At 44.6% G+C, this 26851-nt stretch carries 27 protein-coding genes and 1 riboswitch; of the genes, 4 read left to right on the forward strand and 23 right to left on the reverse strand.

Annotation, left to right across the window (positions count from 1 at the left end; genetic code table 11):
* Positions 1-4 precede the first annotated feature (4 nt).
* The 7 genes from CS562_RS21415 to CS562_RS33040 form a co-directional block, all read right to left on the reverse strand.
* On the reverse strand, positions 5-3826 hold the full coding sequence (locus CS562_RS21415; protein WP_099858181.1) for a phage tail tape measure protein: 3822 nt from the start codon (positions 3824-3826) through the stop codon (positions 5-7).
* A 67-nt stretch (positions 3827-3893) separates the two neighbouring features.
* The gene (locus tag CS562_RS33565) at positions 3894-4049 is read right to left on the reverse strand and encodes a hypothetical protein (protein WP_257219573.1); all 156 of its coding nucleotides are present in this window, start codon (positions 4047-4049) and stop codon (positions 3894-3896) included.
* 200 nt (positions 4050-4249) lie between these two features.
* Positions 4250-4732: a hypothetical protein gene (locus CS562_RS21425; RefSeq protein WP_257219574.1), complete on the reverse strand. Its 483-nt coding sequence runs from the start codon at positions 4730-4732 to the stop codon at positions 4250-4252.
* Between the two features lie 129 nt (positions 4733-4861).
* Positions 4862-5683 carry a hypothetical protein gene (locus tag CS562_RS21430; protein ID WP_099858183.1) on the reverse strand — a complete coding sequence of 274 codons (822 nt, stop codon included), beginning with the start codon at positions 5681-5683 and terminating at the stop codon, positions 4862-4864.
* 261 nt (positions 5684-5944) lie between these two features.
* Positions 5945-6583: a hypothetical protein gene (locus tag CS562_RS21435; RefSeq protein WP_099858184.1), complete on the reverse strand. Its 639-nt coding sequence runs from the start codon at positions 6581-6583 to the stop codon at positions 5945-5947.
* Positions 6552-7658 carry a glycosyltransferase gene (locus CS562_RS21440; RefSeq protein ID WP_180287199.1) on the reverse strand — a complete coding sequence of 369 codons (1107 nt, stop codon included), beginning with the start codon at positions 7656-7658 and terminating at the stop codon, positions 6552-6554. Before CS562_RS21440 ends, CS562_RS21435 begins: the two co-directional genes overlap by 32 nt.
* A complete protein-coding gene (locus tag CS562_RS33040) occupies positions 7636-8295 on the reverse strand; it encodes a glycosyltransferase family 2 protein (RefSeq protein ID WP_180287200.1) in 660 nt (219 codons plus the stop codon). The genes CS562_RS21440 and CS562_RS33040 overlap by 23 nt, the downstream gene beginning before the upstream one ends.
* 189 nt (positions 8296-8484) lie before the next feature.
* Between CS562_RS33040 and CS562_RS21445 the strand changes: the two genes are divergently transcribed.
* From CS562_RS21445 to CS562_RS21455, 3 genes are all read left to right on the forward strand, one after another.
* Positions 8485-9225: a GT-D fold domain-containing protein gene (locus CS562_RS21445; protein WP_099858186.1), complete on the forward strand. Its 741-nt coding sequence runs from the start codon at positions 8485-8487 to the stop codon at positions 9223-9225.
* Positions 9226-9408: 183 nt separating this feature from the next.
* Positions 9409-9678, forward strand: a complete 270-nt coding sequence (locus tag CS562_RS21450) for a hypothetical protein (protein ID WP_099858187.1) — start codon at positions 9409-9411, stop codon at positions 9676-9678.
* A gap of 198 nt (positions 9679-9876) precedes the next feature.
* Positions 9877-10113 carry a hypothetical protein gene (locus CS562_RS21455; RefSeq protein ID WP_099858188.1) on the forward strand — a complete coding sequence of 79 codons (237 nt, stop codon included), beginning with the start codon at positions 9877-9879 and terminating at the stop codon, positions 10111-10113.
* 424 nt (positions 10114-10537) lie between these two features.
* Here the strand turns inward: CS562_RS21455 and CS562_RS21460 are convergent, their stop codons facing one another.
* The 16 genes from CS562_RS21460 to CS562_RS21535 all read right to left on the reverse strand — a co-directional run bounded on the left by CS562_RS21460 (position 10538) and on the right by CS562_RS21535 (position 25732).
* Complete coding sequence (locus CS562_RS21460; RefSeq protein WP_099858189.1) at positions 10538-11296, reverse strand: peptidoglycan recognition protein family protein; 759 nt, start codon at positions 11294-11296, stop codon at positions 10538-10540.
* The gene (locus tag CS562_RS21465) at positions 11296-11721 is read right to left on the reverse strand and encodes a phage holin family protein (RefSeq protein WP_257219575.1); all 426 of its coding nucleotides are present in this window, start codon (positions 11719-11721) and stop codon (positions 11296-11298) included. The genes CS562_RS21460 and CS562_RS21465 overlap by 1 nt, the downstream gene beginning before the upstream one ends.
* A gap of 166 nt (positions 11722-11887) precedes the next feature.
* On the reverse strand, positions 11888-12379 hold the full coding sequence (gene ytfJ, locus CS562_RS21470; protein ID WP_076291919.1) for a GerW family sporulation protein: 492 nt from the start codon (positions 12377-12379) through the stop codon (positions 11888-11890).
* A gap of 191 nt (positions 12380-12570) precedes the next feature.
* Complete coding sequence (locus CS562_RS21475) at positions 12571-13296, reverse strand: DUF2953 domain-containing protein (protein ID WP_083679128.1); 726 nt, start codon at positions 13294-13296, stop codon at positions 12571-12573.
* Between the two features lie 188 nt (positions 13297-13484).
* Positions 13485-14141 (reverse strand): SMC-Scp complex subunit ScpB, encoded by a 657-nt coding sequence (scpB, locus tag CS562_RS21480; RefSeq protein WP_099858190.1) that lies wholly within the window; start codon positions 14139-14141, stop codon positions 13485-13487.
* Positions 14110-14910, reverse strand: a complete 801-nt coding sequence (locus tag CS562_RS21485; protein ID WP_024630942.1) for a segregation and condensation protein A — start codon at positions 14908-14910, stop codon at positions 14110-14112. The genes scpB and CS562_RS21485 overlap by 32 nt, the downstream gene beginning before the upstream one ends.
* 102 nt (positions 14911-15012) lie before the next feature.
* On the reverse strand, positions 15013-15480 hold the full coding sequence (ribH, locus tag CS562_RS21490) for a 6,7-dimethyl-8-ribityllumazine synthase (protein WP_063565743.1): 468 nt from the start codon (positions 15478-15480) through the stop codon (positions 15013-15015).
* An 86-nt stretch (positions 15481-15566) separates the two neighbouring features.
* Positions 15567-16805, reverse strand: a complete 1239-nt coding sequence (locus CS562_RS21495; RefSeq protein WP_076291916.1) for a bifunctional 3,4-dihydroxy-2-butanone-4-phosphate synthase/GTP cyclohydrolase II — start codon at positions 16803-16805, stop codon at positions 15567-15569.
* Positions 16806-16862: 57 nt separating this feature from the next.
* On the reverse strand, positions 16863-17531 hold the full coding sequence (ribE, locus tag CS562_RS21500) for a riboflavin synthase (protein WP_099858191.1): 669 nt from the start codon (positions 17529-17531) through the stop codon (positions 16863-16865).
* Positions 17532-17571: 40 nt separating this feature from the next.
* Positions 17572-18675: a bifunctional diaminohydroxyphosphoribosylaminopyrimidine deaminase/5-amino-6-(5-phosphoribosylamino)uracil reductase RibD gene (gene ribD / locus CS562_RS21505; protein WP_076291914.1), complete on the reverse strand. Its 1104-nt coding sequence runs from the start codon at positions 18673-18675 to the stop codon at positions 17572-17574.
* A 359-nt stretch (positions 18676-19034) separates the two neighbouring features.
* A riboswitch (FMN riboswitch) is annotated at positions 19035-19198 on the reverse strand.
* A 146-nt stretch (positions 19199-19344) separates the two neighbouring features.
* Positions 19345-19776 carry a peptidylprolyl isomerase gene (locus tag CS562_RS21510; RefSeq protein WP_024630947.1) on the reverse strand — a complete coding sequence of 144 codons (432 nt, stop codon included), beginning with the start codon at positions 19774-19776 and terminating at the stop codon, positions 19345-19347.
* Positions 19777-19998: 222 nt separating this feature from the next.
* Entirely contained in the window at positions 19999-21330 is a 1332-nt protein-coding gene (gene lysA, locus CS562_RS21515; protein WP_099858192.1) for a diaminopimelate decarboxylase, read from the reverse strand.
* 102 nt (positions 21331-21432) lie between these two features.
* Positions 21433-23043: a spore germination protein gene (locus CS562_RS21520; RefSeq protein WP_099858268.1), complete on the reverse strand. Its 1611-nt coding sequence runs from the start codon at positions 23041-23043 to the stop codon at positions 21433-21435.
* An 83-nt stretch (positions 23044-23126) separates the two neighbouring features.
* On the reverse strand, positions 23127-23555 hold the full coding sequence (locus tag CS562_RS21525; RefSeq protein ID WP_076291911.1) for a stage V sporulation protein AB: 429 nt from the start codon (positions 23553-23555) through the stop codon (positions 23127-23129).
* Complete coding sequence (locus CS562_RS21530) at positions 23536-24192, reverse strand: stage V sporulation protein AA (RefSeq protein ID WP_076291910.1); 657 nt, start codon at positions 24190-24192, stop codon at positions 23536-23538. Before CS562_RS21530 ends, CS562_RS21525 begins: the two co-directional genes overlap by 20 nt.
* Before the next feature lie 634 nt (positions 24193-24826).
* Positions 24827-25732, reverse strand: coding sequence for an AraC family transcriptional regulator (locus CS562_RS21535; RefSeq protein WP_099858193.1), 906 nt, complete (start codon positions 25730-25732; stop codon positions 24827-24829).
* Between the two features lie 109 nt (positions 25733-25841).
* Between CS562_RS21535 and CS562_RS21540 the strand changes: the two genes are divergently transcribed.
* Positions 25842-26774 (forward strand): DMT family transporter, encoded by a 933-nt coding sequence (locus tag CS562_RS21540; RefSeq protein WP_099858194.1) that lies wholly within the window; start codon positions 25842-25844, stop codon positions 26772-26774.
* Positions 26775-26851 lie beyond the last annotated feature (77 nt).

Below are 26851 nucleotides of genomic sequence, written 5' to 3' on the forward strand. Positions count from 1 at the left end.
CTCCTTACCTAATAAAAGATACGGGGTAATTACTCCCCATTCTTGCACCGACATTACTAGCCATCCTGTTTACAAGACCCGGATTATTCTGCCGCAGTGTCTTATCCAGTGCCGACGTCAGTTTTTCCACATCTTTTGTGCTGCCTGTCATATTGTCGATATTCACATGCACCGTGACATCGCCCGCGCCAACCATCACACTTTTATGTGTATTGTTTGTCGTCATATAATCAAAGTAATCCATGACTTTAAGTCCTGCTGGAATGTTGAATGTAGATATGGGTTTATCCATTTTTTTGCTGATTTCGGCCAAATTTTTGGACTGTTCTACACCCAAGGATTGGATTTGTTTAAAAATCTCCATATATTCATCCGAGCCCGGTTTAAATAATCCACTATTCAGCAAATTGTTCCAATCTTCCTTGATCGAACTCATTTGTGAGTTCAGCTCAGATGCACGGGATTTGTTCAATGCAATCAATTCTGGTGCATCTTCCTTCCCCCCATTGGCCGCCAGAAGATCGTACATTCGTTTGTCGTAATCCAACTGTGTCAGCTCAAGCTGGTCGTTCATCTTACGTCTGAGTTCGTCAATTTTACTGTTTTTAACACCGTTCAGTTCAAGCTCTGATTGTGCCTTTTGCTGCTTCTTCTCATTAATCTCCAGACCGAGTTCATCTTTTTCCTTGCCCTCTGCCATCTTGTCGTAAGTCTTTTGCAAACTAGCAATCGCCTTATCAAAGAACTTGATATTTTCTTGCAAATATTTCTCCATCAAGGTGCGCATCTGGCCAGAATCCTCGCGGACACCGCTAATCAACAGACGGGATCGAGCGACTTGATAATTTGTTTCGTTGTCACTTGTTGACTTGTTGAGTTGACGATTAATCTTGGCGATCATTTCATCAATACCATTGCTTTGCGGCTGAGGTGTATATCCGTTAGCAATGGTACCCATTGCGCCAGCAGCAGGAATGTACTGAATCTGAGGCTGTACATATTGCACTTGTGGTTGACTGTTCTGCTCGGGCGTCTTGCCGGACTCCTTGTCCATTTGAAGCTGTGACTCTTTTTTCTCTTGCTCATAGTTATACTCTTTGGCCAGCTTTTTCTCGACCGCATCTCCGCCATCTTCGGACCACATCGCTTTAAATCCCTTCCAATAATCGCCAAACTTATTATTGGTGGCATTATCCCCAAATATCGTGCTCATTGTTCCGGATACAGCGGCATCCATCCCCAGGTTAAGTCCTTTCCATACTTTTCCTATAAAAGATGACTGCTCCACATCTTTGAACTGTTTTGCCAGCTCTTCCTTGTTCGTTGCCCGAATATTCTGCTTCTCCGCGTCTGACTTGCCCATATTACTAAGCGGATCAACAAGGCCAGAAATCACATCCATGGCGCCCATCGCAACACCAAGCCCTGGTACGGCTTTTAAAGGTCTTAACAACCTTGAGCCGGATTTCACTAATTTCGAAAATTTTCCCGGTGTTTTAATCCCACGTGCAGCACGCTCCGCATTGATATCACGCTGAGTAATCAAATTACCTTGTCTATCTCGAAGAATATTTCCACCTTCATCACGAGTCGGGGCATTGCTGTCAAAAAATGCTTTGCGATTACCTGTCTCTTTCATGTCCTTAAATCTGGAAAGAAGGCCCCTTTTTTTGGTCTTTTGTTTTTCCTTTTTGGAATCGCCACCGGGATTGAATTCATCCATTATCGCATCTTTCATGACATCCTTAATCAGGTCTTCATGACGAGCCACGAAGGTTTTGTTTGCCGAGTCATCCTTTTCTTTATCATCTTTTGCAGCTGATCCGGCACCGGCACTACCTGTACCTGGAACCACGAGGAAGCCTCCAGAAGAGTTCATCATTGTAGCCAATTGAGCCTGTTCAAGCTCCTTCAATTTGGAGATGTATGCTACGGCATCCATTGAACCCTGTCTGAATGAGGAATTCAGAGCATTCACTTCACTCCTTAATTTGGCTAGCACATCATTTAACAGAATTGATTGTTTGCGCAAATTCTGGATCTCGGATTCGTAACGCTGAACATCGGTTGAGCCATAAAGGAACTCCGCATTCAGGAAATACAACTTATTTCGAAGCTCCACTGCATCCATATCCATATCATCCATCGCCAACATCAATATTCTCGCTTGATGCTCAAGCTGCATGATCGCTTTACCATTCTCATCCAACTCACGGCTTAGAAATTCAAGACTCCGTTTCGTCTTCGCCATCTGTTCATCGAGTGAATCCAATTCCTCACGCAACAGACGCAGTTCCCTGCTTTTGGCTTTGGCTTCCTTCTCCGCTTGATCACGTTCTCCTTCGTGAAAGGAGGAAGATGATGAATTACCATCCTGGATTGCCTGCTTATAGAGTGATTGTTGTTCATCTCGTCTAGTATGTAGCTTGAGCACTTCTTCTTGCTTGGCAGTTGCTCTTGTCTGTATCTCTGCTTTACGGGTACCTTGAACACGAAGACGGTTTTGCTGTCTTGCTCTTTCCTGGGTTACACCAGCACGGTGCACATCAGCAACTCCGATTGGGTTGGAGGTGTTGTCTCCTGAGCTTTCGCCCTTCCCTGTACCTGTATTACCCTTACCGTATCGCGTCTGTTCTCCTTCGTTCATCACATCGGCGAACTTGTCCCAGGCCACTTGAACTCCTGCTTCTTCCATAATCCGATTAATTAGTTCCATATGGTCTGCAATTCCGCTGGATCGGTCTGAAATTAATCGCAAGAATGAAATAAGATAGGTCTGGAGCTCAGAAAACTCTTCTTTTAACCCCTTCATAGCTTCGTATGTAGAGATTTGGAACGCAGTACGGAACTGGCTTTGACGAAATTGCAAGTTGTCTCTTGAGTCTGTCCGCGGAACCACGGAAGCTGTATTCTCGCCAACTGTCTTAAGTTGATCCACAAGAGTGCCAACTGACGCCTGATCCTGGGTTAAACCACCACTCAGGCCTGAATGTTCTTTCTCCTGAAGAGACAATGAAGACGTAGCCATGAGACGGGCAAGTGCATTTTCTTTTGTTGCTTCATCCTCACGCTCAGTCGATGCAGGCACGGTTCGTTGCATGGCCTTAATCAGATCCTGAATGCTTACCTGTGAGATAGTTGCAGCCTTAAGCATCATGTCCGTCACTTTGGATAGATCATAACCACTCACTCCCCAAGCAGAAGAAACACCTTCCAAGCCCGTAGCAGTCTGCTCTACATCCACATTGTCAAACGAACGCAACTTGGCGACTTCTTTAGCAAAGGCTGTGGCTTCCTGAGGATTATCATAGGAGCGGGAACCAATGCGATATGCGAGACCCATATCTTCCTGATCTATGCCATGTTGCAGTGCAATCCGTTGCAGGTCCTTGACGGTCCCGTCTGTTTGACCTGTTTGACCTGATGATCTGATCTCGAAATTTTGATTTGCCTTGGTCATCTGGTCATCCATTTGACGTGACGACTCAAGTGATTCCTTCAGCATAGCGGATGAGTACCCTTTGGTTTCGCCTGAGGAGATATATTTCATCATGTTGCTCATAGAGTCCACTAGCTCCTGTGAACCGGCTTCCGGCAGATCTTGCATTGCGTTGAAGGCCCCACGATAAAATGTCTCCAAATCCTTGGTTAACGTTGCAATCATTTGGGACTGCATTTCGTCCCTCATCTCCTCAAGACGGTTAACGAGCGATTGAAAGCCTGATTGGTTACTCCCTTTCAAGTCGGGGGTTGGGATACCAGACTGCTCTACCTCCGTTAATATCTCTTTCGTTAAAGAGTGTTTTTGTTCTTCTTTGTCAGCCAAATTCATCACCACCTTTATACATAAATCCCGTTCTACCTTAGTGTAGGCAAAACGGGACGTCTCTCCCTTATCCTCCAAGCGCTTGTGCAAGCAAACCGATGTCTTCCTCGGATATTTCTGTATAATCCGCGTCATCAAAGGTCCGTTTACGTCTAATACTTCCATCTTCCCCGGCTTCTTCTTCCCCTCTGCCGCCACCGAACATGCGAAGAGGTGCTGTCATTAATTCAACCTCAAACTGAATATATTTCTCGGCTGACTTGCACAGCTCCGCGACCTGAGGGAGCGTGTACTCCCAGATCTCCCACTTGTTCAGCCCACAGTGCTTATGAAGGGTAAAGAAGATTTCTCCCCAGTGAATTGGCTCTTGCGTTTCCTCATCACGGATTTCGGTTCCCTCCAGAGGCTCACCCTCGGCGCGTTCTACTTTTTTAGACCATTTAGACCAATGAGCATATCAATGACTTTACGAGCCGTATTTAAATCAAGGTACTCATCCAGGTATTCTCGATTGATGATATACTCACCCTGTTCATCTTTGGTCACAATGTGCGGATAGTTTTTAAACGCCATAGCCAACACATCAAATAAATCCTGTTGTCGTTTTGCATCCAGTTCATCATTCTCTGTTGGAATAAAGTTAAGAATAATGGCGTCGATGTTCACCGTTTTTAGCAGTTTCATTAATCGACGTGCATCCTTCAGGTTACATGGTGGGATGCGGTATTTCCGCCGATCACGAAGTGTTATAATCTCATCATCTTCGAAGAATGCCCGTTCAGCAGCTTCGGCTTCCTCCGGGGTTACCCGTTTATTCGCCGAATCATTTTTGATTCGTTCGGCAGCTTCCTCGTTCAATTTTTCCGCCAGCTCACGCTCAGCCTTTTCCTGTTCTGTTTCCACCATCAGTAGAGCCTCCCCTGAACATTCTCTCCCCTGTAAAATAAAGAACCTGGCAAGGCAAGGGTCTGTGCAGGGGAGGACACAGACGCCGTAAAATACCTTGCCAGGAGCAATGGAACATCGTATGAGATCTTAGATTTTGCTTGTTGCACTAAAGCGCTTGATGCTTCCCAATTTGCCGTCTGCACGTTCAGGATCAAGAATCTGCAAGGAAATCGCAGATGCCGATGCTGCAGCACGCTGAGCATTGATACTGAAAGTGCCTTTGGCACGGCACATGTACAGCTCGGTTTCAACTCCTGCAAAAGAGCCATCTTTTTGTTGGAATGTACCATGATGAATTACAGAGATTGGGAAAGGCACTTCGTCAACTAGCAAATCAACCATGTCTACCAATTCTTCGCGTTTGTAGTTGAGCACAATTTCCTTACTGATATGTGCAGCGTTCAGTACAACAACATCATTGGCTTCATCATAGAAAAATTCATCTGGTGCCACAGCTGCAGCCTTCGAACTGAGTTGTTTCAGCAACTTGTTGGAATCTTTGAGACGAACCGTAATATCTCCGTTATTTCCATAGATTGTACTTGCGAATTTTGGTTTCACTTCAGCAAATCCGGAATTAGCTGCGCCAGTAGCGGCAGTATCCTGCTCATTCAAAACCCATACGTAGGACTTCACTTGTTCCTGTACGGTTGAACCCATCATCAGCTGAATCGCATCCAGATCAAATTTGGCATCTGTAGCAGATACCTCAATGGATTTCGACTTCACCAGTACATCGATGGCAAACAGGCCATCACCACCAAAGATGTCCTCCAGCTCTACATTGAGGTCAATTTTCAGGTCTTGCAGGGTACCCAGTGTAATTACTTCAATTGCACCCAGCGGGTCTGTAGGGTAACGTTTCGCCATGAATGTGCCTACACCTTTGATAATCATTTTTTTAGCCATTGAACAGTCCACTCCTTAGATTTGTAATATCATTATTTAGCTAACGAGACTTACATGAGCCTGCGGCTGGTCGAGGGATTGAAAAGATCAGAATTTCATTCCTCCAAGCTGCTTGGCTGGTGGCTGTCTCTGCTTTTCATAGTGTAGAACGCTAATCTCATTCCCTAACACATATCACTGAATACGTTGAACAAAAGTTTTGAAATGGATTTCTATGCAAACAGAACAACTTCTAATAAGGTTAATAAAAAGAAAAGACCCCTACATTAGAGGGGCCGGTCTATTGGGCAAATCATCTATAATTTGGGCGACCTGTTCTGCTCGTTCCTTTATTTCATATTCATCGGCAGTAATTAGATGAATATGAGAGCAGTATTTTCCATGCTCATAAATTCGCTCTGGTGTAATAAACACAACGTCAGCAACAGCTTCCATCCTGTGCTTGTCTTTTTCAAATAGGTCGGGATCTGTAAGTGAATCGAATACAACCAGGTTAGGATATGCTGTCTCGACCGAATTTGCCAACTGGCTGTCATTCACCCAATAGATGACTCTTTCACCCTGAAACAACGGACGAACGTTCTGTCCAACACGAGCCACGACAAAATTCGGAAGCTCAGGGTGAGGATACTCCAATGCATCCACCTGATAAAACTCATCACTGGAATTTATATAAATCACATGATAACCAATCTCCGCAAGTTCTCTTAACAATCGTTGTGGTCGACGCCCAAATCGTTCACTATGAAAATCAATAGCAGGCAGATATACAATGGTTGTATTGATTTTGGGCACATATTTTTCAAAATTGAACTCACTCATTTGAACCTCTATTTGTTCAACTTCCATTGGCGGCTCGGCCGCCTGGCTACCGAAAATTCGTTTGAATATCTGTTTCATCCACGTTGCCTCCCATCACCTGATTTATCATTTTGACAGCATCCATGGCCCTGCCGTCCCAGCTATTAGCTCTAGCAACCATAGCACGGGCTGCGATTTTGGCCTCGCTGTTCTCACTAATTGCTTTCTGAAGCATCTGCCCACAATTATGACGATCCATAAAGTAGGTTACGTTACTGTATTTATTGACGATTTCCTCCATACGAGTCGTTATTACAGGCTTACCCGCAGACAAATATTCGTAATATTTGATCGGGTCACATCCACGGATCATTTCTGTCAGCTTGAATGGCACGATGCAAACATCGAATTGGGCAATATAAACAGGAAGAACTCTGTAGTCCTTATGTGGAAGACACGTTATATTAGGATGCACAATGTTTTTTTGATACAGGGCATTGTTTCCTATCAGAACTACACGATATCCCTTGTCTGCAATGTCGGTAATAAGTGAATAATCCACCCAGGAAGCCATAGCCCCATGGAACCCGACGACCTTTTGTCCCTCCTTAACATCGGGGAAGTCTGCCGGTATTGGGAGAGATACACGGGCTTTCTTAAAGTGCTCATAATCCGCCCCATTCGGGCACATAAAAATCGGTTTTCCGTCATTTTTATGAGCTTCATACATCACCTTTGCCGTTGTAGCAATCAGATCTGCTCGTTCAAAACATTTCGGAATGTAATCCTTCCAAACCGCAAATTCATCGGCTGAATTATCCAAGTAGTCAAATACGGTAAAATCAAAATTACGGCCATCCCGATAGTTATACTGACCTGGACTGGAAAACCAGAGTACCTTTTTTCCTTTGACCAGATGGTCATAGTTAATCCCCTTTTGCACAAGGAAGAGGTCGTCACTCAACTTCTCGATCGGCTGGCTCTGTTTCTTATACGTTTCTTCGTTAATAAAAATAGCACGGACCCCTGGAATCTTGGAGAATGCGGTCATTAATTGCTGTGGACGTTGAAACAACAAATTCCAATCGAGTGCAGGTGGATATATGATCGTCATTTCAATGCTTTCAAAACATGCTTTTTTCCGCCTACTTCTATGTACCAGCCAATTTAGCAACCAACTCCACTCCTTCCTCATAGGCATGAACCGGACGAAGCCGTGTATCCACATAAAGTTCATAACCAAGTTGCTGAGCCTGCTCACAGAAGGGGGCATCTTCACCAATCGGATGTGAACCATATCGAACTCCCGCTTCGATAACTTCACGTTTTATAAGATACACTGCACCTGTCAAATCCACAGGGATGACACCCTCGCTGAATTTTGGAACGTGCTTTCCACCAATCATTGCATTATGAGCCTTAATTCTCGGGTGATTTCGAATCAGCATGGCACAGATGTCCTTATCATTTTCAATAAGCTGCTTCAGGCTATGTTCAGGGATAATGATATCTGTATCAATAGAGAACAGATAATCACAATCGGATTTCAGAAATTCATCCAACAGTTTATTTCGTAGTAGAGCCAGATTAGGATAGGCGTATTGACCTCGCAGATGACCGAATTTCTTGCCCATATTATGAGTCAAGTACGGGATCTGATGATCATTCAAAATTTGTTCTGTCTGATCTTCGCTATCGTTCAAAATGTAAAAAAAATGCTTGTTTACTGTCTGTTGTTTGAGCGACTGCAAGTGCCGCTCCATAATCCATGCCCGGTTTCTCACAGGAGCACCTATGAATACGTCAGCCACCGTTCATCCCTCCCCTTTCACATAGTGTAGACCGATCTTCGCCAATCTTCAGCGTGTCCAACAAAAAAAGATCTTTTCACTGGAAAGAAGAGAGAGAATGAATCGTTTCTTCTATTCTATAAAAGAAGGAGCTGATGCAGATGTACAACAAGGACTTCAATCATTTCAATCCGAAAGAGGGTGAAGAGCGTGCTTGGCAGTGTTGAATTAATTCATAACTGGTTCCAAAAGGCTTCGGATGGAAAAGCTCATGCTTCCGTTCGATTCGGGGATGCTTCCAATACAATTCTGGCACATGGAACCGTCCTAACCATGGATTTCATCCAATCCCATTACGGGTGGGTGAATGATCCCACATACTGTGGCATTACGTTACCCAATGTAGGTGCGAGAGAAATCATTGTATACTGCCTGAGAAAAGCCGACTACGTTGGTCACTTGACCCAGACGGATCACTGGTATTTCAGACCCCTGTTTGATATGTGTCTCGCGTATTACAAGATTAAACCCAAGAAGACATTCTACGCATTTGAAAATAATTACATTGCCCGGTTTAAACTGTTCTATGATACGTTCAAGACCATGCCGATACTGATCTGTGGAGCCAAAGCCTTACAATATAAAGAAGTTCTGGAACGCCGTTACGGTTGGTCAGGCATAGTGGCAACAGTAGACTGCCCCTCTTGGTCTCATGTGAGCGCAGCCTCTAAAGAAATGGAAAACATCTACAAAAAAACACCATGGAAACTAGCTCTCGTATGTGCAGGGGCACCTGGCAAGGTATTAGCTATTAAAGCAAAAGAACTTGGCTCTGTAGGTGTTGATTTTGGCTCAGGAGCAGATGTTGCCATTCAGGCGGACAACGAAAACCTATATGCTTGGGATTACGAGGGATTTCCGGATTATTGGGAAGGAAGACCAAAAAAATGACCCGTACAGGGTCTTTTTTATTGAGCAAAGACGAGATTCAAGTGAAATTTCATTGCTGTAGTAGTTATTGATAATTTGAACTAACTGACTTATTATTGTTAAGATAACTCCTAATCTAACCTGGTTTAGACTTGCATAAAAGAGGAGCACTACTTAGATTATTCAATCGTTGGAGGGAATGTAATGGCGTACTCGCAGTCAAAGACCGAAGCAGTTTCAACTCACTTAAGAAATAGATTCATGGAAGGCAATGTAGAAGGCCACGAGATCGTTGTTGCTCTGATTAGTATGGTTAAAGCCCAGAAAATTAATTTAGACGACGTCGCTCCCGTCCTGTTTAACGTTTTTTTTGATAATCCAGAAGGTATTTTATCCGCTCTTGAAAAAGCCAGTACATTGGTTGATGATGAGTTAATTGATTCAATTATCAATGAAGTGAACGAGAACGCTTAATCTTACATACAAGGGGAGTTCCATTGAAGATCTTCTACTGTTTTTTCACGTCTTTGTTCTCCCCTCATTTCAGATTTATTTAGTTTATACAGGATCACTTATAGGCTTCGTGTTATTTTCCATCTCACCCTGCTTATTCTAAGAATGTACCTTGGCAGAATGACAGGAGAAAAGGAAATAACGAAGGGAGCAACACGTATGGATCAAGTAAATAAAGCAATTCTATTTTTAGCAGTCATTGAAACCATGCTTGAAGCACTGCACCATATCGAAGTGGACCAGACAGAACTTGTGGATTCACTAGTTATGCTAGGTTTCGATCCCATTAACATTTTATACGAGACCAATACCATTAGATCCTTCCAGAAAGTGTGCAAAGCCTTCGCAGAACTCGACCTTGCAGATGAGGCCCTTTCCGCTTTTTTACAAGAGTAGCTACACCGTTTTAGTAATTACTAATAGATCGACCGAATCCATGTTTCTTGGAAATGGAAGCGCATAAAAGTAGAGTCTCAAGTCCTTGGACTTGGGACTTTCAATTCTAACTTATGACGCCTTAACGCCCTTTCTTTGAATTCGTATAGATATGTAGGAGACATCACGGATATCTCTTTCTTCAATATGAATCAATTAATGAAAGGACGGTTGTATGAATCAAGAAATTTCTGAACATGTTATAAACTTACATCATTCTGTAATTGGACTCGTAGATTCATCCATGTTTCACTCACAATATGAGCGTGAACATCCTAACAAAATTGTGATCATACAAAATTATTATTTTTTGAAAGACGCAGCTCATTTTAATGATTGGTTAAAAAGACGTTGCGAATAATCTCTTTTCAGCTCGTGGCTTACCTCATCCTTTTTTACGTCTTCGTTCATCAATCAGAACCTTCAACATGAGCAATTCCCCGTAGGTCAGCTTCTTCTTACGTACTTTCTCCACCCATGCCCATTCGTCAATAATTTTGTCGTTATATGCATCTCCTATGTATTTATCAAGTTCATTCCATGTCCATTGAGCATAATCCAACACTTTATTCATATCATCCTCATCCTCCATGACCACTTCTTCCTTAAGTGGATTCAATTTAGAATTAACTGCTTGCTTAAACCTTTCATATTCCCCAGGGGTTTTAATCCAAGGTAGTGGGCATTCCTTCCACCCGACAACTTCTTTATGTGTAAAAAATACATTGGGAAAGCCGCGTTCTCTAATCAGATATACTGCCAAGTCTACAACGTTATTAAATGTATCCTCGTGAATGCTGCCATCCTTCTCAATGCACATTTCAATACCCACCGTACTATTGTTGGGATACGTTCCAAGACGAGCTACAGCTTCCTTTGTGTAAGTCTCGCTACCGCAATGGTATGCAAGTTCATCATCTGGCAGACTGTTATAAATGGAGGTTCGATCTACAGAGTAATGTGCACTTGCATAACGACCTTTTCCAACTTGCTGTGCTAAGCTTGCGAAATATTTGCTGATGTTTTTGGCTGATGCTCCTGGGGAAGCGGTATAATGCATAACAATTCCTCGTTTAGCCTTCAGTTTCATTCCCGCTCGACTGTATTTATTAACAGGTATGTAGTCCGTTGTGATTGGAAGCATTATATCTTCTCCTTGCTTTCAGCTTGATTATCTTCCTCACCCCGAAGCTTGAAAAGAGCAGAAGTGATAAATTTCGGGACGGGAAGTCCCAATTTCCCCATATTCTCAAGAATGCTTATACCTTCAGTACCGATGATAAACATAAGCATGGCATCTCTCATAAAGTCGTTCGAATTGCCAGCAATAATATCCAATTGATGAGCAATAATGACGAATACAAATGTTAATGACTTACGGGCAAGACCCCACCATCCGATCCTGCTGGAAAGTTCTTTTTTGTACCAAGCAGATAACACACCCGTGATGTAATCGAGCCCCACAAAAATCGTTACTGCAATAAACAGGTGATCCATCCCTCCAACCAAGTACACCATAGCAGACAATAGCCATCCAAATAAAACAGTAAAGATTGTATCTCTTTGCAATTTGCCTTCCCCCTTCAACATCTTTTTCATGTTTAGGTTAGGCGGAACAACAAGATAAGTCTCAGAGATATTGATCCCTTTGGACATATTCCTCAGCATTTCATTAAGCAAACAGCAAAAATCCCTCTCGCACATGCTGCGGAAGGGATCTCAACCGAATCATTAATTAGCTGTACGTAGAAGGATCAGGTGTGACAGGAATGCCAGACGCTGTCGGTTGTGTTGTATTACGATTGCGGAACATGTCCTGAATTCTATCCATCACATACGGTGTGGAATCAATCAATTTCTCAAACAGATGTGTTGAGTTATCAAGCGGAACGATGTGAACGCCTTGTTTGCCAACTACCAGGAATGCGATTGGACGAATGGATACGCCGCCCCCGCTTCCGCCTCCAAATGGTGAGGCAACCGATGCGGAGCTGGCATGTTCAGTCGTACTACCGCTGCTTCCGCCACTTCCACCTTTGCTACTTCCATCACTTACATGAAAATCACTGCCACCCGCAGCGAATCCGAATCCTACTTTACTGATCGGCAAAATCACAGTACCATCAGGTGTTTCGACCGCATCGCCCACGATTGTATTGACATCCACCATGGCCTTGATATTTTCCATTGCGGTTTCCATTAAGCCTTGAATTGGATGATCTGACATTTAAATTCCCTCCAGTTTCAATTTAAGCTAGGTTTGATCTAACCATATCATCCCCAAACTTGAAGGGACTTATGTAAGCCAGCCTTTTAACTAAACCTCAATACTTCAAACCGCTGACTCGGCAAAGTATAACCCGGCAGTTGCAATTAAACTGTGGAAAATTTCAGCATAATTGGGGACAATACATACACTCATATTTGCGATTTACTGTGTTGTTTCTTCATCTTGCGTCTGCGTCGTTGCTCTTTTAAGAGTCTGAACCACATCCGCCATCCTCCCTCTACTTGAAGCACTCGGGTTAACAATGTAAGTCCTGCGATCATGACTGCTGTAATCCGGATCTTTAGTTTCCAATCCAGCTCGGTTTGGAACTCCATCTCGTCTTCCCACACCGGCACAACTTGTAACTGTGGCGTTTGTTCAAAACGGATTTGATAAGAGAGGTATCCAATGATGATCGACTTGATGCTCCACACCCAACCTATGAGAACAGCCGTATATGCTGCATCGCCGACGCCAATGCGAGTGGACCAGGACAAATGAGTCATATGTACACGAGTGAGCGTTTGCTTGATCCAGAGCTTTAATGCTTCCGTTGCCCTGAGCATGATTTTTACGTCCTTAGCCCATTTTTTGACTTTACGTTTGTTAACACGCTCGCTGCTCTGGGCTTCTCCCCTTGAATGATTCATTCGCTGCTCCGTTTTCACCAGAAAACCTTCCTTCATATTACGAAAGACAATACTAGGAATTTCATAGTTAATACGCACAATGCCATATAGCAGACGAACCGTAATCTTGGCATAATCATCGTGATTGTGTTTCCTAAATGTAAAATGCACATGAACATACGAGATGAGGACTGCGACAAGAAGCAGTGCGATCAACAAGCCGATTCCTCCAAGCCAAATCCACACAGGCCTTACCTCCAAGCCCTCAATTCTTTTCACGTCTAGTATGACACTCTATATAGGAAAAAATTCACGTCTGACCTGAAAATTCCATTTAATCTTTGAACGCTCCCTTACAATCCATTCCACATACCACACCAAAAAAACCGGCACCCCGAAAGGGCACCGGTTTTGAATCGATCCAGACTGCAAAGTTATGAATTTAAAGGATCATCTTCGTTATTAATATCGTTTGAATTTGCATCATCTTCGAGATTTGTACTATCCAGGTCCACATGCTGCACATCCAATTTTTCAAAAAGCAGCTGTGTTTCTTCCTCCAGGTTCTCGGAATCTTCAAACAACCCTGGCTCCGGCAGATCTTTGAGCGAAGCCAAACCAAAGTAGTCCAGGAAGGACTTGGTAGTGCCATATAAAATTGGGCGTCCAATGGCCTCAGCCCGTCCCACTTCCTGAATGAGATCCTTGTTCACAAGTGTATGGATAGCACGTTCGGATTTTACGCCACGGATCTCCTCAATCTCTACCCGCGTGATAGGCTGACGGTACGCCACGATAGCGAGCGTCTCCAAAGCTGCCTGGGATAGAGACGTACGTGCAGGTGAATAAGCCAATTTCTCAAAATAAGCCGCATGTTCCGGTAATGTACCCAGTTGGACTACCCCTGCAATTTTAAGAACTTGTACGCCTCGTCCCTGCTTGGCAAATTCAGCGATCATTTCCTCAATCGCATCCGACACCAGTTCGGTTCGCTGATCCACGATTTCGGCGATTTGTTTGATGCTCAGACCTTCTTCTCCGGACAAAAACAGCAGGCCTTCAATAATCGATTTCAATTTCGGAAAATCCATGATTCTTTGTTTCCCCTCTCCACTCCATAACGATATCCTCAAACATCCGCTCCTGATAACAGACAATCTGCTTCATCTTCATCAGCTCCAGCACCGCCAAAAAAGTTACGACAATCTCATGCCGATAAATTTGGTTATCCAGCAGCTTGGAAAATAACAGTCTGCCTCCCGGTCCCATACTTTCCAAAGCCCCGATGACATCCCGAATACGATCCTTAACCGAGATTTCATCCCGCTGGATCCGAGTTACGGTTGTCCGCTTCTCCGCCTTGCGTAGCGCCTTCTGAAAGGCTGCAATCAGATCCGAGGTATGCAAACCCTCGACCGGATTCGATTGTGCTTCTACAGGCATATAAGGCCGCAAATCCTCGGGTTCTTTGGAGAAAATAAGGCTGCGTTCCCACTCCCGTTCGTGCAAGTGACGCGCAATCCCCTTGTATTTGCGATATTCAATCAGACGCGCAATCAGTTCTGCACGTGGATCATAATCTTCATCTTCCATATATGCATAATCCTCAAAATCCTCGATTACCGGTGGTTTGGGCAGTAATAGTTTGCTCTTGATCGACAGAAGTGTTGCCGCCATTACCAGAAATTCACTCGTAATATCCAGCTCCAGCTCCTGCATCGAATGCAGATACGCCATATATTGATCGGTAATATCGCTGATGGGAATATCCTGGATATGAATCTCTGCCTTATCGATCAGATGAAGCAGCAGATCCAAAGGCCCTTCAAAAGTCTCCAGTTTGTATGTAACTACCGTCACTAGACGAATCCTCCCGCCAGAAAAATAAAAACCCCCGCTAAGCCGCCGAATTCGGTCTCCCGTTTTCGTCTGCGCAGAGCAGGGCACTATATTAAATAAGCACTATTTTAGCTGTTTCGTCAAGTTCGCCATTTCAATAGCGGCAGTAGCTGAATCCCAGCCTTTGTTTCCTGCCTTTGTTCCAGCGCGCTCAATGGCTTGTTCAATATTCTCTGTTGTAACCAGGCCGAAGATTGTAGGTACGCCTGTTTTCAGGTTAATTGCGGCTACACCCTTAGCCATCTCATTGCACACATAATCATAATGTGTTGTTGAACCACGGATAACCGTCCCCAACGTAATGACAGCGTCGTATTTGCCACTTTCAGCCATTTTTTGTGCAATCAACGGGATTTCAAAGGCTCCTGGAACCCACGCTACATCCACTTCATCATCTTGTACACCGTGACGTTTGAAAGCATCCAGTGCACCGCTGAGCAATTTGCTTGTAATGAACTCGTTAAAACGTCCTACGACTACTCCATATTTTAATCCTTCTGATACCAAATGTCCTTCAAAAAAGTGTGGCATTCAAGTCATCTCCCTAATTGTATTATATCATGTACGCAGCTGATTTTTGGAAACTAGTTCACCCTGTTTAACCTCAGAAAAGCTACTCAGTTTTTTTCTTCATTCTGCTCGATATCGTCGAACTTTAGCATATGGCCGAGTTTCGCCTGCTTCGTGTGCAAGTAGACCGTATTATCCTCGTTTTCTTCCATCTGAATGGCAACTCGTTCCACCACTTCAAGTCCGTACCCTTCAAGCCCTTTAATTTTGCGTGGATTGTTGGTTAACAAGCGAATTTGACGAACACCAAGATCCTTAAGAATTTGGGCACCAATACCGTAATCTCGAAGATCGGCAGCAAACCCAAGCTTCAGATTGGCATCCACGGTGTCCAGACCTTCCTCTTGCAGTTTGTAGGCTTTGAGTTTGTTGATCAGTCCAATGCCTCGTCCTTCCTGTCTCATATAGAGCAGAACGCCATTGCCTTCGTCATGAATTTGTTTCAATGCTGCATCGAATTGTGGACCACAGTCGCATCGATGAGAATGGAATACATCCCCTGTGAGACATTCGGAGTGTACGCGAACCAATACAGGTTTCGATCCGTCAATTTCACCTTTAACTAAGGCGACGTGCTCCTTGTTGTCCACCGCATTGGTGTAGGCCACCGCCTGGAATTCACCAAAGTCTGTTGGCATACGTACAGCTACTTCACGTTTAACCAACTGTTCCTTTTCATTCCGGTACCGAATCATGTCCTGAATGCTGATCAGCTTCAGATCATGCTTGCGGGCTATCTCCTGCAGATCCGGAAGTCTGGCCATCGTGCCATCTTCCTTGATCACTTCACAGATTACACCTGCCGGATAGGAACCGCACATAATGGCGAGGTCTACAGCCGCTTCCGTATGTCCCGCGCGTCTTAGCACTCCGCCGTCTTTGGCGATGAGTGGGAACATATGGCCCGGCTTGCGGAAATCTCCGCTTTTCGCTTCGGGATTAATCAGCCCCTTGACTGTAATGGAGCGTTCATGAGCCGAGATGCCCGTTGTGGTATCTTTATGATCTACAGAGACGGTAAAAGCCGTCCCATGAAAGTCCGTATTTTGCTGGACCATAGGTTTCAGGTTGAGTTCATCGGCACGTTGCTGCGTAATGGGAACACACACCAGACCTCTGCCTTCGGTAATCATGAAATTGATTACTTCAGGTGTAGCCTTTTCCGCCAAAGCGATAAAGTCGCCTTCATTCTCCCGATCCTCATCATCCACCACAATAACCGGTTTACCCTGCATGAGATCGTAGATGGCTTCCTCAATAGAATTCAAAATGGATTTCTCTGACATAGGTCCCCCTCCAGTTTCTATTTCAATTTATATTTGTAGTTAATCAATTACGATTTGTTAAGCAAATCCGTGATTAGCGAGGAAATCCTCACTGATACTTCTCGGCTTACCCGCACCTGTCTCCTGATGTCCCTTACCATAGTGCAGTAGATGATCCACATATTTGCCCAAAATATCACATTCAATATTGATGGTATCACCCGTCTTTTTCACATTTAATACCGTCTCACCAATGGTGTGTGGAATAATGGATACAGTGAATGCACTCTGTGAAGTATGCACAACGGTCAGACTAATTCCGTCCAGGGTTACAGACCCTTTGGGTATCAGATATTTGAACAGTTGCGTATCATCAGGTTTGATCTCGAAAACAATTGCATTCTGGTCACGTGTAATGCTTCCAATGACCCCAGTGCCATCGACATGGCCCTGAACGATATGCCCGCCAAAACGACCACCTGACAGCATGGCTCGCTCCAGATTAACTTTGCTCCCTGATTGCAATTGACTAAGATTGGTATGTCGATATGTCTCGGGCATCACATCGGCAGTAAATCCGCCACCCTCCAGGGTTGTCGCAGTTAAGCATACCCCGTTCACAGCTACACTATCGCCAATCTTCAAGTCGTTCATGATGGCGGAAGCTCCGATATTCAGGACCATCGCTTCGCCTTTCCGACCTATACGCCGGATCTGACCGACTTCTTCCACCAAACCGGTAAACATGCTACCGCCTCCTTTATTTATTTCGTTATCGTTAATTCATTTATTCAGGCCAAACCGGAATTCCGCCAATGCTAATATTATCTCCAACTTGCTCAATTTCCAGCTGATGCAATTGAATTGCCTGACTCATGCGCTCTACACCCTCGAAGCGGAAACTGCCTGGTGTTTCGTATCCTCCAACAATTTTCGGAGCAATGAACATGAGCAGTCGATCTACCAACCGTGCTTCCAGCATGGCGCCATTCAGAGTGCCCCCGCCTTCAAGCAGAATCGAACCAATTTCACGCTCACCAAGCTTGCTGAGTGCACTCAACAGATCAACACGTGGTCCTGGACCACAACGTATAATCTCCACCCCATAGGCTTCCAGCCGCTCAGCCGCTTCAGGGCTCGCCTCATCCGTTGTAAGCACCCAAGTTGGTGCAAGGCCATCCTTGACCATTTTGGCTCCTACAGGCAGACGCAGCTTGGAATCGACCACAATTCGTACCGGGCTGATCCCTTCCACTTGCAAGCGAGTCGTGAGTTCGGGATTGTCTGCAATGACCGTTTCCACACCAACCATAATCCCTTGATGGCGATGACGAAGCGCGTGAACAATCTCGCGAGCTGACTCGTTAGAGATCCATTTGCTGTCACCGCTACGCGTAGCGATTTTGCCATCCAGAGTAGAGGCCGTCTTCAAAGTTACAAAGGGGAGACCTGTTGTAATGTATTTGATGAATTTCTCGTTCATCCGTCTTCCGCGCTCACGCAGCACTCCAACTTCAACTTCGATCCCTTGTTGACGCAGCATGCTGATCCCTCTGCCGGAGACTTGCGGATTCGGATCTTCGCAGCATACGACGACACGTTTCACTTTCTCATGAATGAGACGTTCACTGCATGGTGGAGTCTTGCCATAATGGCTACAGGGTTCAAGCGTAACGTATACTGTACTGCCTTCAGCATCACTGCCCGCCATGTTCAGCGCATGAACCTCTGCATGACCCGTTCCCCGTTTGAGATGACTTCCGAGGCCCACGATACGTCCTTCTTTTACAACGACACAACCGACTACCGGATTGATTCCGGTCTGTCCTTGTGCCCGTTCTGCCATATCCAGTGCCAGCGCCATATAAAATTCATCATTAATCATTTCCAAGTCCGTTCACCCCACGGTTAAAATCTTAAGTTATAGACCTCCCTTCCAACAGAGAGGCATGTTCCATATCCAATAAAAAATCCCCGTCGAACAAACCGTTCGATGGGGATGATGAGAGACATGTGTCACCAGCAGTACTATTGATACATCGCCAACAACACATCGCCCAAAACTTCATTTCAGGCAAGTGAAAGCAGACACATACCTTAATGAACTTCAATTACAGGTAAAGAGCTTCTATGATGTGGCATATGTATGAAGATTTCCGGAAGTAACCGGATTTCTCCCTGCACAGGAAATGAATTCGTCAAAAACTGTACAGCAACACTCCTGCGGAATGCGGCCCCTAAAGACTGCACCCTCTCCTTCTCCCATCCAGACTATACTGTCGGTTCTGGAATTACACCAGATCAGCCATCTGCCACAGGCAGACGGGTCACGGACTTTGCATCAATGCTGGATAGATATCCTCACATACTGCATCACCGCCGGTAGGGAATTGCACCCTGCCCTGAAGGATTCGTTGCGTTATTAATTGGATGTTAGCACTTTAACGTCAAAAAATCAATTGTTTTTTGTTCCTTTTTGTCACATACTAACTTTTAATAAGCTTAAGTGTAAACAAAAACCGCTTCGCTAATTGCGAAACGGTTTACATACAGTTATTGATTAAGCTTCTACTACTTCAACAGTTTCCATTTTGTCGCGACCTTCGAAAGCGTCTACGAACTCCATACCTTTGGTTACTTTACCAAATACAGTATGTTGTCCATCCAAATGTGGTTGCGGTTGGTAGCAGATGTAGAACTGACTTCCGCCTGTGTTACGGCCTGCATGTGCCATAGCCAATGTTCCACGCTCATGTTTGTTCGGGTTGATTTCACAGTTGATTGTGTAACCTGGGCCGCCTGCACCGGAACCGTTAGGGCATCCGCCTTGAGCTACAAAGCCCGGAATAACACGGTGGAATACAAGACCGTTGTAGAAACCGGAGTTAGCCAGTTTTTCAAAGTTTGCTACTGTGTTTGGAGCTTCTTGATCGAACAAATCGATTACAACTTCTCCGCCGTTTGCCATTTTGATTTTCGCTTGTTTCGCCATATGTAAATGACTCCTTTCGTAATGACCATCGTTAATGGTGCCAGAACGCATGACCCTGGGCCAAGCTTTATAGCACTTTTCTTAGTGTACACCGAAAATGGATTGATCGCAAAATAATCAGCAAGATTTTTTTCAAAATCCGGCCCTAAACATGCAAAAGAAGACAAAAAAGAGTGTCCTTTTTTGTCTTCTTCATATAGAACTCCGCTATTTGAACTTAAATTAACGGGTAACTGGCTGTTTTGCAATACGCTCAGGTACCAGATCATTCTGGATAATGTCCTGATACGTCTCACGGCGTACGACAACATCCCCTTGACCGTCTTTGACAAATACAACTGCCGGACGACGAATCCGGTTATAGTTGCTTGCCATGGAGTAGTTGTAAGCACCTGTGCAGGCTACTGCGAGCAGATCGCCGCTTTGCACTTTGGGCAGGTCCAAATCCCAGATCAGCATATCGCCGCTCTCACAACATTTACCAGCAACAGATACCGTTTCCTGAGCTGCCTCATTTGCACGGTTTGCCAATACAGCTTCATATTTGGACTCATACAGCGCTGGACGTGGATTGTCTGTCATTCCACCATCCACAGCTACGTATTTACGAACCCCTGGAATATCTTTGCTTGTTCCAACTGTGTAAAGTGTTGTTCCGGCTTCACCTACGATGCTGCGGCCTGGTTCAACCCAGATCTCAGGCACGGCATAGCCGATTTGAGCAAAATGATTTTTTACCGCATCCGTGATCGCTTTCACGTATTGTGAAACTTCAAGCGGTGTATCTCCATCGATATAACGGATTCCGAATCCACCACCCAGGTTAACCACTTTGAAAGCAACATTAAGACGTTCATATACACTTGCTGCAAATTCAGCAACACGTTGAACAGCCATCTGGAAACCTTCAACTTCGAAGATCTGGGAACCGATGTGGGAATGCACACCGAGCAATACCAGGTTAGACTGCTTGGAAGCCAAGTCAATCGCTTCAAATGCTGTACCATTGCCGATATCGAATCCAAATTTGGAATCTGTTTGACCTGTGGAAATATATTCATGTGTATGGGCCTCAACACCAGGCGTCACACGAAGCAAAATGTTTACTTTACGATTTTTGTCCGATGCTACAGCCTGCAACAGATGCAGTTCATTGAAGTTATCTACAACGAAGCAGCCAATTTCTGCATCAAGCGCCATTTCGATCTCTTCCAATGTTTTGTTGTTGCCGTGGAAGTGAATACGCTCTGCCGGGAAACCGGCTTGTAGTGCCGTGAACAATTCACCATCGGATACTACATCTAAGGAAAGTCCTTCTTCCGCAGCAAGGGCACACATGGCCATTACGCAGAATGCTTTACTTGCATAAGCAACTTGGAAACCCAGGCCTGAAGCACGGAACGCTTCCATGTACTCTCTACAACGCTCACGAACTAATTGCTCGTCCACAACATACAGGGGAGTTCCAAATTGTTCTTTCATGACGGTAGTATCGACTCCGCCAATTTCCAGATGTCCCTGTGCATTTATTTTACTTGTACCATGTAAATACATATCTGCATTCCTCACTTTTTATATACTGGAACAGCTGTTATTCCAATGATTTTACACCAGTATATCAAATTAGTGAATGAGAAGAATGGATTTTTCGGCAGATCATTTGTGTTTTTTACTTTTTTGCAATTCCCCGTCCGGATCACTGTCCATTTTGGTATTGTCACGCGTTTTGTTGATCGAAGGACGTTTTTTATTCTCCAACAGTGGCAAACGGAATAAAAAGTTACCCAAAGCCTTTGCATTAAACGGTATGAATGGCCAGAGATACGAAGAGTTGTAGGAGCGATGCAAGGTGAGCGCCACAATAATGAACGTCGTCCCGACAACGAAGCCGGGAACCTTGAATATCGCCACAGCAACGAGCAAAAACAACCTGACCAACCTATTCGCCAAACCAAGCTCATAACTGGGTGTTGCAAACATACCAATGGCAGCAATCGCCATGTAAAGTACAACTTCATTCACAAAATAACCTGTTTTCACGGCGATATCTCCGACCAAAATGGCCGCAATCAAACCCATAGCCGAAGCGAGTGGCGTCGGGGTATGAACTGCTGCCATCCGCAATAAATCCACCCCGAATTCAATAAGCAGGAACTGCAGAATCAGCGGAAGCTGTGCATTCTCGTGAGGGCCGATGAACTCCATTCCTGCTGGCTTAATGGCAGGGTCAATAACCATCAGCAACCACAACGGCAACAGGAAAAGTGAAATCAGAATACCTCCAAATCGTACCCAACGCAGATAGGTTCCCATAAAGGCGGTCTGTCTGTTCTCTTCCGCATGCTCACATAGGTCAAAAAAGGTCGTGGGCAGAATCATCACACTGGGTGAAGTATCTACAAATACAACCACCCGTCCGTCCATCAGATGGGAAGCTGTCACATCCGGTCGTTCCGAATACCGAACCAACGGATACGGGTGCCAACCCTTGTTAATAATCGCTTCTTCAAGCTGCTTATCGGCAGCAGGGATACCGTCGATATTTACTCGTTTGATTTTTTCGCGAACGGAATCTACCTGAACCTTGTCCACGATATCATCAATATATACAACACAGACATCCGTTTGCGATCTGCGTCCGACCTGCATAATTTCAAACTTTAATCCAGGGTCCCGTATTCTTCGGCGTACTAACGCCACGTTGGTCAGAAGTGTCTCTGTAAACCCGTCTCTAGAACCACGGACCACTCTCTCCAGCGAAGGTTCCTCTGGTGAGCGTACCGGATAGCTACGGGTATCCATAACAATAACGGAACGATCCCCTTCGACGAACATGGCACTCATACCTGTGAGGACCTTGTTAATGACAGCACTCATTTTCTCCACTCGCTCAACTTGAATATGAGGAATGTAGCATTCGAAATACGACTTCAGTGCATGTCCAGACACTTGCTCCGGTGTAAGATACGTTAATCTTTTTAACACTTCGAGCAAAATTTCATCCTTCGCAAATCCAGTCAGCAGCAGTAATCCAACGTGTTTGCCGCCCAAGACCATTTCCCTCATATTCACATCAAAGGACTCCCCAAGTCCCAACACTTGTTGAAGCGTATATCTGTTATCACTCATGCGAGGGGAAATATCGTCGTTTTCCTGCCAATATTCTACTGATTCCTCGATACTGTCAGACATTTCATTTTGCTTCTTTTTTTCGTAAGCCTTCTTTTCTTCTTCCTCCTGAATCTCATAAGGAGATTTATGCATCATCTCTTCGGATGTTGCTTCGCTGGAGTTATGCCCGTCGTTGTCTGATCTTACGTCCATTTCCCATCCTCCTTAGGCCAAACGTTTCAACGCTGGTATACAAAAAAGTCAAACAGGGAGCCTGTCATCTTCCCCAAAATCATGGCAAGCAGCAATCCAAATAGATACGATTTCATGCCCAGTCGTTTCGCCAGCACTGGCAGTACATTCAACACTTCTGTGAGTGCCGCAGCAAGCAGACCGATGAACACACCGCAAAACAGTCCGATGATCGGGCTCAGCAACACCGCTCCATGCACCTTCCAGTGCCAAAAATCCGCAACGGTACCGAGCAGCGAACCTCCGATCAAGGCCCCTTCATACCAATGGGTTTTGTCATAGGTTCGCGTAAGCTGAGCTAGTCTTGGGATCATATCAAGCACGAGAATAAGCGCAATCACACCACTTCCGACCGCGATCCCCCCCGCAATACCCAGCACAATGCTGATTGCTCCGTTAAGAACGCTCATCCGCATTCATCTCCCTGCGTTCCTCTTCATGCATACGTTCGGTTTCTTCAATCACCACATACTTGTCTACATTTTGCTGATATAGGAACATTTCCACCTCCAAAGGGGTAGGTTCTTCATTCCACTTTTTCTTGAATAAATGATTAAAGAACACGGCCATGCCAAATCCTATCCCGATTGAATACGCCACCTGAAACAGATACGGATGCTCATCCCGGCGGCCTGTAATCATCTCTACAATTCGAATCTGAACTTCCTGCATGTTTACGTCAGCATGAAAATTCATAATGGTCAACGCTGATCCAAAGAAAAGCAGCAGCCACACCAGGATAAACAGGGATTTGGAAGGTTTGCCACTTCCCGCAACTACCTCAACAAGCGTATGACCCGATCCGATCAATTCAACGGTGACATCTGGTAAGGCCCGACGGATCTGAGGTATGATCTGCAATATATCAATGAGGATCAGATTGCCATCCTCCGGTCCGGGGCGCAGCAATTCAAGTTCAAGCAGCCTTCCTTCCTTTTCTTCGGGAGAGGTGAGCAAGTGAGCTACATCTCCAAGCTTGACACTTCGGCCCCTTTGGATACGAATACGGCTGCGCAATCGAACATAGACCGTTGGAGTGGGTGTCAGGGACATCCGGAACACTCCTTTACTGCGTAATTTAGGTTAGTATTTGAAGAATGTGCAAATTTATTACATTCTGGTTGGAAAAAGGTTTTGTAGACACTGAGGGCGCTTCGGGATGGATCGGCCATCGGTCGCTGTTGCTCTCAGGTTAGTAAGAGAACTACACGCAGGCACTCCAGCTGCAGACCAACCTTCCGATCGCTGTTGTCTCCAAATTTTCTTGATTGATTTCTACTAGTGTAGAAATTCGGAGACAAAGGCGAACGCTTCGCTTCTTCAGGTCTAATCTGCCGCCTGCGTTGCTTGTGTGTATCCTTAGACGAACCCTCACGCTTCGCTCCTTTGTCCGATTCCATCCCTCCGCTGCATGGGTCCCTTTTTTCCAAAGGACTGAAATAAATATGCTGGAAGGCTGTAGTAAGAGAAATAATAGATGGTGAATTTGGACTTTATTTTTTCACAATCCTTTTGTTAAACAAACAAAAAAAAGCCGCTATTATAGCGACTTACTGAGAAGAGAAGATCTTATGAATTGTCTGATAAGAAACTTGGGGATCAGGTATCTTTGGGGAAATAACGCATGTACAAAAACAATAGCCGTGATTATCAGCAGCGCGGATAACAATACCTTCATTTTCACTGCTCAATAACCCTCCTTATTCCTCAACTCCATTTCTCTTCTGAACTTCAACGGGGTGATTTGCATGATTTTGCGAAACTGATTAATAAAATAGCTTGTGCTATTAAATCCAACTTCATAAGCAATTTCGGTTATACTGCGTTCCTGGAGTTGCAACAGCTCCACGCTCTTTTGGATGCGATAATCGATTACATACTGCATAGGGGTTGTCTTCAGCATTTGCTTGAAATAACGGCAGGTTTCCGAGCGACTTAACTGACCCGCCCTCGCAATATCCTCCAATTTGATTGGTTCAGCGGAGTGCAGGTGAATCCATTCAACCATGTCCTTTATTCGCCTGCTTCTAATGATTTTGGATGGATCATATTCCAGCGCGTATCCGCTTGTAATCAGATGTTTCCATATCGTTAAAAGGCTTGAAGCCACATTCATTTCGTAAAATGGAGCCTGCTCAGCCAGGTCCTTTTTAACATGCCGAATGGCGTTCAGGACTTGAGCTCCCCAGGGAACTTCCCTTTTGATATGAAGATAAGGTAAATTGGTTGCTGAGATATAAGGATGAACGTACTTCAAATATAACTCGGATGGTACAACAAATTGCGGAGAGACATTTAGACAAAGATAAATACAATTATCCTTCTCCCCCCGTTCCTCTGCCATGTGCATATAACCACTGTTGATAAACAGCCCGTCGCCTTGTGGCACAACGATCTTTTGATCATTTACATAAAAAAGAGCTTCGCCCTGGACAACCAAAACAAACTGCAATTCATCATGCCAGTGCAAAGGAATATGCCCGTGAACATTGCGTACAATTGTGGTTTCATAACACGCAACAGGCAGAGTAACTGTACGATGCTCCGTTAGTTCCTTCCCGTTTTGATCAATCCTGAATTCTACTTTAAGCATATTTTCTCATCTCAATATAATGATATTTATCTGTGCGATATTGATATTATTATAGCCTATCACGTTTTAATATAGCACTATTCTTATATTTAAGGTGAGGACGCTATTCATGAAAATATCTATTCAAAGATCCAGAAAATCAGGCCTCTTCTTCGTTCTTACAGGAGCGATATGCTGGGGCATTGGTGGAACGGTTTCACAAAAACTGTTTCAACAATACGGAATCGAAGTCAACTGGTTTGTAACGGTACGACTGCTGATTGCGGGTATACTGCTGCTGACGGTTCAATCCTTTACTACAAGGCGCTCGCAAATTTTCGATATGTGGAAGCAGAAAAAAACAGCCTTGCAGCTAATCACTTTCGGATTATTCGGGATGCTCGCTGTTCAATATACGTGCATGGCGTCTATTCAACATGGCAACTCCGCAGTGGCGACACTACTTCAATATCTGTCACCAGTCATGATCATGGTCTATATGATCTGGCGAAAACAGGCTGTTCTGACCAGAAAGGATGTTATATCAGCGATTCTGGCTCTGAGCGGGTGTTTTCTTCTACTGACTAATGGTTCTCTCTCCCAATTGTCTGTGCCTTTACCCGCAGTTTTGTGGGGATTGTTATCCGGAGTTGCCGCTGCCTTCTATACCCTCTACGCCGTGAAACTGATTGAAAAGTTTGATTCACTCGTCGTAGTCGGCTGGGCAATGATTATCGGAGGGGCTGCACTAAGTCTCATCCACCCACCATGGAAAATGGACTTTGCCAGCTTGCGTTTGGAAACCTACGGATATTTGGCCTTTACCATTATTTTAGGGACAATGATTGCATTCTGGTTCTATATCGAAAGTTTAAAAAGCCTGACAGCCAAAGAAACAAGTTTAATGGGAAGTGCGGAGCCTCTTGCTGCCGTTGGCACCACTGTTATTTGGTTACATGAGCCTTTTGGTTTATTTCAATGGCTGGGAACCGCATGTATCATTGGATTGATATTATTGTTGCAGTCGAATCGTCCCAAACCCATCCAGGCTAACGACAAATAACCTTCTTCGCATATTAACGCGCGATAGAAGGTTGTTAGTTGTCGTATATTGGTGTTTTAACACCAATATTGTTGCCT

The organism is Paenibacillus sp. LK1 (genome assembly GCF_002750415.1).
Lineage (GTDB): Bacteria > Bacillota > Bacilli > Paenibacillales > Paenibacillaceae > Paenibacillus > Paenibacillus taichungensis.